Here is an 11,827-nt window from a genome sequence, read left to right as displayed (position 1 = left end):
CGCTGCTGGCGGAGTCGCGTGCCTACAGATCGGCCAGCGACCGCAGGTTGTCTTCCGGGTATCGGTCCACGTACTTGTTATAGGGATCGAAGCCGATGAACTTCGGTTCGCGATCGACAACGACATTCAGTGTGTGTTTTCCGCTGCTCACTGCGTGACGCTGCAGGTACAGGACGGCGTCTTCGGTGAAGCCCGGCTTACCCGGCTCGGCGGTGAACACGCCGATATCGATCGCATCCTCCAGTGAAGCTTCCGTCTCCGCGCCTTTCTCATCCGCGTACAGCTTCCGGGCTTCCACATCGATGGCCACGTTCCACTTGCCATTGGCCAGTCGAGTGGTGCGACCGCCGGTGACCTTCAGGTCGTAGAGCGTGATCTTCTCGAACAAATCGCTGATGAGCTGTTGATGCTCGGGCGCCGCCTCGGCGCGCAGGCGCTGGATCAAATCTCGCGAGGTCGGGTACGGCGCGGGCTTGAACGCATAGTCCTCGATCAAGGCGCGCAGCGCGCGATTCACCGCTTCCTCGCCCATCACATCCTTGAGCAGATACATAACCAAGCCGCCCTTCTGGTAGCGGATGTGCGCCTGGTTCTCGACGCGCTCTAGCGGCACTTCGCCGATGAGATCGCTGGCGCGGCCACGCAGGTAGCTCTCGAGCGAAGCCTTCAGGAAGCGACGGATCTCTGCGATGCCGTACATCTTCTCCATGACCATGAGCGCCGAGTACTGCGCCAACGTTTCGGATAGGACGGTCTGACCTTGCATGTCCGCGCCGATGACCTGATGAGCCCACCACTGGTGCCCCGTCTCATGCGCCGTGACATACGTGATGTGATCGATCCGATCCGGTTTGGTAGCGTCGAAGATGAAGCCCGCGGCTTCGGAGTACGGCACCGTGCCAGGGAACGCCTGCGCGAAATTGGAATACGCCGGGAACTCCACGACGCGCAGCTGATGGAACTGATAGGGGCTGAAGTTCTCCGAGTAGTACTCGAGCGACGCCTTCATCGCCTTCAGCATGCGATCGACGTTGTATACGTGCGGCGGATGGTAGAAGACCGCCAGCGACACGTCGTTCCATTTCTCCTCCTTCACCGCGTAACGCGCCGCCTGGATGGAAAACAAGTTCTGAATGGGCGACTCGGTCTTGAAGTTCGAGATCCGCCGCCCGCCTTCGACCTTGGTCCAGACCTGACGGCCGGGAGCCACGATGACGTGATCCGCCACGGAGGACACCGTTACATCGGCGTTGATCCAGTCGCTGTCGTGCCTCAAATAATGGTGCGCGCGACCGCTGTCATCCTCGAGCTTCGGCGGGCGGATCTCGTCGGGCAAGCCGAGCTTGCGACGCACCGTCCGGTCCTGCAACAGGATGAGCCGGTTCGCGCCAAGCAACGGACTGATCTGCCAATTGTCGATGAACGTGCCATTGGCGACGACCCGCATCTCGTTATTGCTGTTGCGGAAGCCGATCTGTTCGCGCACCGTCTCGAAATGAATCTCGGTGCGCTGTCCCGGCGCCAGCGGCTCGTCGAACGTATAGATCCGATAGTTCAGGTCGGGGAGCTCGCGAGTCATCCGGGCGCCGCGCACGTTGAGCGACTGCATGTGCAGCTCACCCACCACGATCGGTCCGAGAAACAACTTCAGCTCGATCGCTCGGGGCCAGCCGACGTGCACCTCTTTCATGGGCGCATCGGTCTTGTTCTCGACCACGTAGTGGCCACGCGTCACCACCTTCGGATCGTTCGGGTAGATGTCGACGTTCAACTTGATATCGACGATGCGCGGTTGGACGACACTGTCCAACTGCAGGATCTGTTTTTCGTATTCCGCCAGCCACGCCGTGCTGTCGTTGAAGGTGCGGAATTCGTTGAGCACGTTGGTGTTGTAGAAGATGTAGCCGCCCACCGCGACCATGACGGCGGCGGCGCTCGCGATGGACCAACCGGCCGGCCCTTTCAGCCGCGATGGCAATCGCTGCAACCGTCCCTTCAGCGGCGACGAGGCGCCTCGACGCCATAGCGCGTACGCGAGCACGGCGAGGATGGCCGCGAACGCTGTCCAGTAGAGCCGGTACCAGGCCGCGTACCTGGCGAACTCACCCTGCCCGTTCATGTCGGACAGCGGCACCGGCGAATGACCGGCGAAGTGATAGAGATTGTTCTCGAAGCCCAGCTTGGACAGACTCAACTGCGCCACCAGCACCAGCAACACCACCAGCAAACCGCCGAACTTGTGCGGCACCAGCATCTGGATGAACACCGCCAGCACGGCGTAGAGCACCATGTTGAGCAGCCATGGCAATACATACCAGGTCACATAGTGGCCGAGCTCGAAATCGAAGTAGCCTTTGAAGATCTGCACGCACAGCGCCGCGCCGACGCTGATCAGCGCCATGCTGAACAACACGATGGCGATGGCGACGATCTTCGGCGCTACGAACGCCCAATCGGCCGAGGGCGTGGCGTCCACGATCTCGTTTATGCGTCGCTCGCGGTCGCGCCACACCAGCTCGCCGGCGTAGTAAGCGGCGATGATCAACGGCATGAGCGTGAACTGCTCGATCAGCGTCTTGATCATGATGCGCGTGACCGGCCGGTTGATGCTCACCGAGTCTTCACCTGCGTACCACAGGCCCACCACGGTGTTCATGAAGGCGATGCCGAGCAGCACGATGAACGCCGGACTGCGCACCACGCTCAGCACATCGAACTTCGTCAATGCGGCGAGCGGTCCCCAGCCGAGCGACTGCGTGTCCTGCGACGGTCGCGGCAACGGGCCCGCTGCCGGCGCAGGTCGAGCGATCTCGACTTTTTCCTCCGCCGGTTTCTTGTTCGAATGTTTGGCTTCGGATCCGGCCTGCCGATTGAAGGTACGCCACGTGATCGCGAGCAGCGCGAAGGCGATGGCCAGCCACAGGATGCGATTCTGCAGGAAGCGGTCGGCGATCGGCGGCAGCAGCGTGTTGCGCTCGGCCGGGGTCCAATGCTGGGTCACGCTCCTGAAGCCCGACAGGCCGAAGGGATCCAGCACCGCCGCCATGTCGGCGAACTCCGCCCGCGCGAAATAGGTGGTGGTCAGCAGATACAACATGAGCACGACGATCGCCACCACGTACGTGGCCAGCATCGACCGGGTCAGCGTCGCCAGCGTGAAAAAGCTGGCGGCCAGCACGAACAGAGTCGGCACGCACAGCACGAGGTACACATATATATAGGCGCCCGGCCGGAACGGACCGACCGTTCCCGGATCGACCCACGGCATCATCGCGGCCACCAACGTTGCCAGCGGCACGGTCAGGAACACCAGGCAGCTGGCGGCGAATGCGCCGCTGAAACGGCCGAACAGATAATCGAACCTGGACAGCCGGGTCGAGCGGATGATAGGACCGAAGCCGCTCTCATCGTCGCGCAGGATCACATTCGAAACGAACGCCACCACGATGAAGATGGCGAAGATGGCCATGACCATGCACATGGTCGCGGTGGCGTACGGCGCATTGCGGGCGACGTAGCCGCCCCAGCCGATCCGCAAGTCATCGGAGATGGCCAGAGTCCAGGTCAGCACCAGGAAAATGAGGCTGGTGATCCAGAAAATGGGCGAAGCGAGCTGGTAGCGCAGCTCGAAGCGCGCAACTTGACTGAGCATGTCGGGGAGCCTCAGGCGGCGCGACGCAGCGACGACAGCGTCGAGAAATAAACATCCTCGAGACTGCCTTCGGCGGTAACGAATCCGTCGCCGGGATGAGAATCCGACAACACATGGATTACCGTGCGGCCGCTGGATAGCCGGGTCGCAATGACGTCATGGTGGGCGCGGTGCGCCTCGAGCTGACGCTTATCGACCGTCTTTTGCCAGATGCGCCCGCGCAAATCCGCGATGAGATCCAGCGGTGCGCCCACGCGCACGATCTTGCCGCCGACCAGCATGCCGGTTCGCGGACACAGGTTCGCGACGTCCTGCACGATATGCGTCGAGAGGATGACGACGGTGCTCTCGGCGATCTCCGCGAGCAAGTTCAGGAATCGATTGCTCTCCTCGGGATCGAGACCCGCCGTCGGCTCGTCGACGATGATGAGTCGCGGCTGGCCGATCAGTGCCTGAGCGATGCCGAAACGCTGCCGCATGCCGCCCGAGAACCCCGCCAGCGCTTTGTTTCGCACCGACCAGAGATTGACTTGATTCAGCAGACCCTCGACGACGGTGCGGCGCTCTCCGCGCGCCGCGTAACCTTTGAGCACCGCGATGTGATCGAGCATTTCGTACGCGGACACTCGCGGATAGACGCCGAAGTCCTGCGGCAGATAGCCAAGCGTACGGCGCAATGCTTCCGGGTTGGCGAGCACATCGATGTCGTCGAAACGGATGGCGCCGGAGGTCGGCGTCTGCAACGTGGCGATACAACGCATCAGCGAAGACTTGCCCGCTCCGTTCGGACCGAGCAATCCAAACATGCCCGGCGGCACCTCCAGAGAGACCGCATCCAGAGCGCGCGTACCGTTGGGATAAACGTGGGAGATATTTTCGATGTGAAGCACGGCAGTCCTCGCTGTAGCAGCGCGGCCTCCAGGCCGCACGCTGGATCGTTCGATCCGTTGTTTGCATGCGCCACGCGTGGCCACCACGCAGGCGTCCCCGGCAAATTGTTCTTACCGCCCGATTCTAGGCGCCGGCTTCGTCCCGGCGATATCAAATGATTGTAATGACGGCCATAAGCCGCACTAACGTCCCGCCAGAATCAACCGCCGCTTATGCCGACCATTAGAACCTTTAGTTACCGGCGCGCGGCGGGCGGTGCCTACAATCGATCGAACCTTCGTGACATCTCTGGAGGAAACATCCGTTCATCGCAGCGGCGCGCATGCGCCCGCATCGGATCACAACAACAACGCTTCGATTTGGGGATTTGCACCAACATGGGGAACATATGATGAGTCACGCCCACCGATCATCCTCGCACGCCCGCGTCACCGCAGCCGTGCTGATGGCGCTCTATGGACTGCCGCAAGCGGCAAGCGCGCAACAAAAAAGCGCCGCACAGCTGGAAACGCTCACCGAAGTCATCGTGACGGCGAGCCGCCGCAACCAGACGACTGAAGAAGTCCCATACAGCATCTCGGTGGTGAACCCGGTGCAGCTGTCGAACGCCGGCGTCACGGATCTCGCCGCGCTGGCTCGTCAGGTGCCTGGTGTGAGCATGTCCGATAGAGGCGCACGCTCCGCCTCGACGTCGTTCCCAATCATCCGCGGTCTCAACGCGAGCCCCGGCGCCGCCGGCTTCCGCACCTTCGAGCAAGCGCCGGTTGGCACTTACATCGGCAACTCCCCCATCGACGGATATTTCCAGTTCAACGACATCGAGCGCGTCGAAGTATTGCGGGGTCCACAAGGCACGTTGTACGGCGCGGGCGCGCTCGGTGGCGCACTGCGAATCATCCCGGCAGCTCCGAAACTCGGCGAGTTCTCCGGCAACGCCGAAGCGCGCATGGGCATGGTGGACGGCGCCGGCGATCCGAGCTATTCGACGTCGGCGACCGTCAATCTTCCCATGGGCGAGACGCTCGCCGTCCGTGCCTCCGCAACTACGAAGATCTGCCGGGATTCATCGACGCGCACGGGCTCATGCGAGTCGACGGCAATGGCGTGCCGATCCTGGCCGACCCTTCAGATCCTGTGGACAGCTCCGCGGTGTTCTACAGCAAGAAGGACTGGAACGAGCAGAAAACATTCACCGGTCGCGCCAGCCTGCTATGGCAGCCCACTGACAACTTCAACGCCCAGATCGCTTACATGTACTCCGACCTGGAGGGCATGTCCGGCCGCAACGTGATGTCGGAATTTCCGGGCGGCCCCTTCCCCGGCGATCCACGCATCATTTTTCCAGCGGGCGGCGATGACCAGCGCTTCGCGGGCGCCGAGGAACCGTACGATCGCAAGACGGATCTCGCAGCTCTCGACCTGAGTTACGACGCCGGCTTCGCAACGCTGTCCTCGACGACCTCGTATTTCAGGACCGAGGGCTCCAGCCAGAGCGAGTCGAGCTACACGCTGTATCGGCTGCCGCAGTACATCGGCTACTACACCGGCATCGCGCTCAATCCGCGCTTCATCCTCCCGCAGGTCTATGGCGACGAGGCCCGCACGTTCTCGCAGGAGGTGCGGCTGGTGTCGAACTCGCATCCCGATAACAAGTTCGACTATGTCGTCGGCCTGTTCTATCAAAAGCAGACCCGCATCGGCGATTGGATCGTCACCAACCCCGGCTCGGTGGAACGCGCGCTGGCCGCTGGCTGTACCGGCGGCTATTACTTCGGCGCGGAATTCCCGGACTGCATTCCGCTCACGGCGCCCGGTGGCGTCATCATCGATCAGAACGACCGGCAGCGGTTCGAGGACAAGTCGGTATTCGGCGAGTTGACCTGGCACTTCTCGGACCGCGCCCAGCTCACCGCCGGCTTCCGCCACTTCAAACAAGACTTCGACGACACGCAGTACCTGGAACTGTTTGCCTACGACCTGACGGTGCCGGCGGAGACGCGCACTTCGTCGGCTTCCAAGACCACTTGGAAGATCAACCCCTCGTACGAGTATGCGGACAATCATCGCGTCTATGCGGTCTGGTCGCAGGGCTTTCGCCGCGGCGGCTCCAATGCGTTGCCGCTGGTGGGGCCGTTCGCCGACAACCCGGAGCTCATCACCTATCGTCCCGACACTGCGGACAACTACGAGCTCGGCCTGAAAGGTCATTTCGCCAATGGCCTGAGCTACACGCTGGCGACGTTCAATATCATCTGGGAGAACCCGCAGATCGGCGGCACCACGCCGACCACCAACTTCGCGGTATGGAACGCCAAGGAAGCCGTGTCCAAGGGCATCGAGCTCGATATCAACACGCCGCTGTGGGTGGACGGGCTGAGCCTGTCGCTGAGCGGCGCCTATGCCGATGCCAGCTTCTCCGAGGATTACCGCATCTACTCCCCGTTCGGCGACATCGTCGGCTTCGACGGTCAGCAACTCCCCGGCAGCCCCAAGGAGAGCGCGGCCGCCACGCTCAACTACGAATTCGATCTCAGCAACGGCTATCGCGTGGCCATGTCCTTGAACGACACCTATCGTTCCAAGGTGCTGCTGTCGAACTTCGGCATCCTCGGCAACGCGCCATTGGCCTCGGAGCCGATGAACATCGTGAACGCTTCCGTGGCCGTCAATAACGACTCGTGGATGGTGGGACTGTATGCCACCAACTTGACCAACGAGCGAGTGCTGCTGTCGCCGGGCAACCTCGACGCGGTCACCAACAACCTGAGCACGACCAGCCTGGTCAATCAGCCGCGCGAGATCTTCGTGCGACTGCGCTACTCGTTCTAAGGATGAGCGGCGAGGCGCGTGTCCAATCCGGATACGTCGCCTCGTCGATCAAACGTCTTCACGCAATGAAATTCCTTCGCGACGCAGCGCTCGAATGAGCGGCTCCAGATGCGCTCGGTAACGACGCCAACGACCGGAGGATGAGCTGTAGATGGGTTGGCGAATCTGCGCCGCGCTCGCCGTGAGCGACACCGTCGTGCGCTTGTGAACTTCGACGGCGTGATCGTTCCATTCCAGCCCGCAGTGCGCGGCCACGCCGGCACCGACATGCGCGGGGTCCGCCACGAGATCTTCGTACGTGACTTCGTACAGCGCAGTGCCGAGCAACGCTCGCCAATGCGCCATCAAGCTTTCGTAGGCCGCGTAGTACTTCGCCAGTTCATCAAAGTCATAACTGAATGGATACGCTATGCCGAACAACGTTCGATACATGGCGAAGCAGCTGTCGACGGGGTGACGATTCACCAGCACCAGCTTCGCGCCGGGCATCGCACGATGAATGGCGCCGAGATACAGATAATTCATCGGCAGCTTCTCGATGACTCGGTCGCCCTTCGTAGCTCCACCTGCCAGTTGCTCGTATTTCGCGGCGACCGACGCTGGATCCGCGGCTGCGGCGCCAGCGAACACATCGCCTCGATCGCGCGGCGCCGCCGATAGCAGCGCTTGCGAGAAATGCTCGGTCTCGCCGTTCGATCGCACGCCGCTCAGGCCCATCAGTATATGTTCGAGCAGCGTGGTGCCGGATCGCGGCAGGCCGACGATGAAAATGTGCCGGCTCGGCTGAGCAGGCGACTGCTGCAATGGCGCGGTCTGAAACACTTCCTGGATGCGCTGGAGCTTGCGCTGATCCACGGCAATGTCATATGAGAGATGGCGACGGCGAATCGCGGAGGCGTCGCGCAGATGCTGGAACGCCTCGTCATAGCGCTTCAGATCGTCGAGCTCCTTGGCAAGCGCGTAGCCAAGAAACATTCGCGCCCGATCGTCGCGGCTATTCCGCGAAAGCTCACGCCGCAGCTCGTCCAGATGATTGGCATCGCTCGTTTGAACGCGCAGTTCCGAGCGCAACTGAAACGTTGCATAGCGCATCTGGTCGAGGGCGATGGCGCGATCGCAGGCGTCTTCCGCCTCCCGCAACCGTCCCAGGCTGCGCTCGCTCGATGCAAGGTTGTGCCAGAACCGAGGATCCTTCGGCGCCAGGTCGACCGTGCGCCGGTACAGTGCATTCGAGCGCTCATGCTGTCCCAGTAGTGCAGACACGTGCGCCAGCGCGTCGTATGCGTCGGCAGGCCCTTGCTGACATTCGAGCGCTCGGGCAATCACCGACTCGGCATCGTCACGGCGGCCCAACTGCAACAGTATCGTCGCAAGCATGCCATGCGTCGGCTGGCACATGCGCTGGCCCGCCACGGCGGCCTGCGCCCACGGCAGCGCGTCCGCGAATCGACCCGCCGACATCAGTTTGTGCGCTTCGATCTCCGGATGAGATGACATGAGACGACCCGTGCGATGCTCGGGCTTCGATTCTTAACACGTCGCCGATTTGGTCGAAAACAATTTCGGGTAATGCCGCTCATAACCGCGTCTTATGAGCCGGCGGTCAGCGCCCCGCCTTACCTTCACGCTTCAGGATGGCTCGAACCTCATCGTGCGGCAGACCGTAGACTCGATGTCCGTCGCGGCCGGTCATGGTCTTCGCCGCAACCATGGCATTGAGGATGGCTTCCTCGGTGGCCTGGACCGCGCCCTCGAAGATCGAGTTCAACAGCGGATTCGGGTAAGCAGCGACCGAGATGTTGTCCATTTGTTGGCTGTGCAGTTGCGGATTAGCAGTGGAGAACGCGACGAAAATATCACCGGAGCTTTCGCGCCCGATGTCGCCCAGGCGACCCATCGCATGAGCTGGACGCTTGGCGAGACGCTTGAGTTGATGCGGCAACAACGGCGCATCGGTGGCGATCACCGCGATCATGGAGCCGTCGCCCGGCTTCTCGGCGCCTGGCTTGCACTCGGGCAATTTTTCAATTCCCGAAGGCTGCGAGCGGCAAGCAGCATAGCGACCCTTGAGCTCCTGGCCGACCTGCGCCCCGGCGATCCGCAGGTCCGCCTGCAAGCCGAAGTTACATTGGACCAGCACGCCGACGGTGTATTGCCCCACCGTGGTGGTAACGATGCGGGATGACGTGCCGATACCGCCTTTGAAGCCGAAACACACCATGCCGGTGCCGCCGCCCACGCTGCCTTCGGCGACCGGACCGGATTTGGCGATCTGCAATGCATCCAGCGCATGCTCGCGCTTCACGTGGAAGCCGTCAGTGTCGTTGAGGAAGCCGTCGTAGGTCTCCGCAACCATCGGCGTGAACCAGGAGCCCGGCCACTTCTTGTCCACGATCCAGCCAACGACAGCATCGCGCACCACGCCGACGCTGTGCGTGTTGGTGATCATGATCGGCCCGTCGAGATAACCGCGCTCCTCCAGCCAGATCGTGCCGGTCATTTCGCCCGCGGCATTGCTGGTCTCCCAGCCAGCGTACACCGGCGCGGTGGAATCTTTGCCACGAGGAATGATGGCGGTAACGCCGGTACGCACCGGCCCCTTGCCGCGCTGAAGTGCACCCTCGCCACCGATCAACGTCACCTGTCCGATTTCGATGCCCGCCACATCGGTGATTGCATTGAGCGCGCCCGGCTTGCCCGCGAGCGGGATACCAATGTCACGGGCGCGGGGTCCCTCCGCAAGCGCGGGGCTCGAAGCGGCGAACAAACAAACGAACAGCAGGGCGAGCTTGCGTCGATTCATTGTGTTCTTCCCCAGTGTCAGGTCGATCGATTGTGCGTGCTCCTCGACCGGCCGGCCATAAATTTCCTTGATCCCCGCCATACGAATTCATTGATTGACCCTCGCACGCCGCGCCAGCATGCTTTGCGCACGTCGAGTTCCCACCGTGGTGGGATTGAAACGGGAACCGGGTGCGATACCCGGGCTGCCCCCGCAACTGTGAGCGGTATGTGCCGCGCCAGATACCACTGAGCCTGTCGGCTTGGGAAGGTGGCGCTGGAGTTGAGCCGCGAGCCAGGAGACCTGCTCGGCGCAAGTCGTCCATTCATCGGCCGGGGTGCGCCGAGCGAACGGGAGTTCCCGAGTGACGACCGGTGTGGGTCGCGCTCGCGAGCGAGGCGATCCCATGGGAGTCGCTTTGCATTGGAACTCTACTCATCATGCGTTCGGTCGATAGCACCGGCGGACTCGCGCAGTTCGCGCCCGCTCCCTTCACTCAGCACGGCGGCCGTCTGACTGACGCTCGCTCGCTGTGTCCCGATGCGCCGAAGCCGTGGATCGATCTGTCGACCGCGATCAATCCGAATCCCTATCCGGCGCCACGCGCGAGCGCACAAGCACGCGCACGACTGCCTGAATTTCAGGAACTGCAGAAACTCGAAGCAGCCGCTGCCCGTGCTTTCGGTGTCGACAATCCCGAGCGCATTCTTGCGACTGCAGGTTCCGAAACCGTGGTGAGATTGTTGCCCCATGTGCTGCCATCGGTGACCGAGGCCAAGATTGTCTGGCCGACGTACACTTCGCACACGGATTCGTGGCAAAGGCTCGGCGTGCCTGTCGGACGTGTCTACAGCATCGAGCGAGCGTCACTCGCACCGGGCACGGTAGTCACACTCGTCAATCCCAATAGTCCTGACGGTTCCATCACCCCGCGTGAGCAGTTGCTCGAAGCTCACGACAGGATTGCCGCGCACGATGGTTATCTCGTGATCGACGAAGCGTTCGCGGATGCGGACCCATCCTGTAGCGTCGCTGATCTCGCGGGCACCGAACGCTATCCGCGCATCATCGTGCTCCGCTCCTTCGGCAAGTTCTACGGACTGGCCGGCGTTCGACTTGGATTTACGATTGCAGCGCCGGCACTCATCGCACGGATTCGAGCAGCGCTCGGCGATTGGCCCGTTGCCGCCGATGCGATCGCCGCCGGGCTTGCGGCGTACACCGACCCGCTGTGGGCCGAGCGCACGCGCGTTCGATTGCGAAGCGCCGCTCGCAAGCTCGACGCGTTATTGATTCGCAGCGGCTTCGACATCGTCGGTGGCGCCAGCCTGTTTCGACTGGCGCGGAGCGAACTCGCGCCGGCTCGCTTCAATCAATTGCTACGAGCGGGAATTCTAGCGCGACCGTTCAATCACGATATCAAGCTGCTGCGCTTTGGCCTGCCGCACGGTGACGCAGCGTGGCGGCGCCTGCGAGACACGTTGAGGGCCAGGCCGTGAACCCGAGATTCGCACTGCTAAAGCACACAGGGCTCGGTCCTGAATCAACCACCCCGCAAACCAGCGCTACGGCCGTTCGCTGGGTCGGCTGCTACGAACTCGCGCCCCCCGCCCCGGCCCGCATCCCGCTTTGTTCAATCCCGCCAAAATCGGATACACACACGCCGCCGGGAA

7 protein-coding genes and 1 riboswitch are annotated in these 11,827 nt (G+C 62.3%); of the genes, 3 read left to right on the top strand and 4 right to left on the bottom strand.

Annotated elements, in window-relative coordinates; all coding sequences use genetic code 11:
* Positions 1-22: 22 nt before the first annotated feature.
* Both VGD45_RS26095 and VGD45_RS26090 read right to left on the bottom strand, forming a co-directional pair.
* Positions 23-3,652, bottom strand: coding sequence for an ABC transporter permease/M1 family aminopeptidase (locus tag VGD45_RS26095; protein WP_331158310.1), 3,630 nt, complete (start codon positions 3,650-3,652; stop codon positions 23-25).
* An 11-nt stretch (positions 3,653-3,663) separates the two neighbouring features.
* Entirely contained in the window at positions 3,664-4,542 is an 879-nt protein-coding gene (locus VGD45_RS26090) for an ABC transporter ATP-binding protein (RefSeq protein WP_331158309.1), read from the bottom strand.
* A 389-nt stretch (positions 4,543-4,931) separates the two neighbouring features.
* Between VGD45_RS26090 and VGD45_RS26085 the strand changes: the two genes are divergently transcribed.
* Both VGD45_RS26085 and VGD45_RS26080 read left to right on the top strand, forming a co-directional pair.
* Positions 4,932-5,834: a TonB-dependent receptor plug domain-containing protein gene (locus VGD45_RS26085; RefSeq protein WP_331158308.1), complete on the top strand. Its 903-nt coding sequence runs from the start codon at positions 4,932-4,934 to the stop codon at positions 5,832-5,834.
* Positions 5,795-7,372, top strand: a complete 1,578-nt coding sequence (locus VGD45_RS26080) for a TonB-dependent receptor (protein ID WP_331158437.1) — start codon at positions 5,795-5,797, stop codon at positions 7,370-7,372. Before VGD45_RS26085 ends, VGD45_RS26080 begins: the two co-directional genes overlap by 40 nt.
* Before the next feature lie 48 nt (positions 7,373-7,420).
* Here the strand turns inward: VGD45_RS26080 and VGD45_RS26075 are convergent, their stop codons facing one another.
* Entirely contained in the window at positions 7,421-8,869 is a 1,449-nt protein-coding gene (locus tag VGD45_RS26075) for a tetratricopeptide repeat-containing sulfotransferase family protein (protein ID WP_331158307.1), read from the bottom strand.
* 106 nt (positions 8,870-8,975) lie between these two features.
* Entirely contained in the window at positions 8,976-10,175 is a 1,200-nt protein-coding gene (locus VGD45_RS26070; protein ID WP_331158306.1) for a P1 family peptidase, read from the bottom strand.
* A 117-nt stretch (positions 10,176-10,292) separates the two neighbouring features.
* A riboswitch (cobalamin riboswitch) is annotated at positions 10,293-10,479 on the top strand.
* A 115-nt stretch (positions 10,480-10,594) separates the two neighbouring features.
* On the opposite strand from VGD45_RS26070, the gene cobD reads away from it, so the two are divergent.
* Positions 10,595-11,653 carry a threonine-phosphate decarboxylase CobD gene (gene cobD, locus VGD45_RS26065; RefSeq protein WP_331158305.1) on the top strand — a complete coding sequence of 353 codons (1,059 nt, stop codon included), beginning with the start codon at positions 10,595-10,597 and terminating at the stop codon, positions 11,651-11,653.
* The last annotated feature ends 174 nt before the right edge of the window (positions 11,654-11,827 follow it).

This window comes from Steroidobacter sp., from assembly GCF_036402275.1.
Lineage (GTDB): Bacteria > Pseudomonadota > Gammaproteobacteria > Steroidobacterales > Steroidobacteraceae > Steroidobacter.
This window is presented reverse-complemented; position numbering and strand designations above follow the sequence as displayed.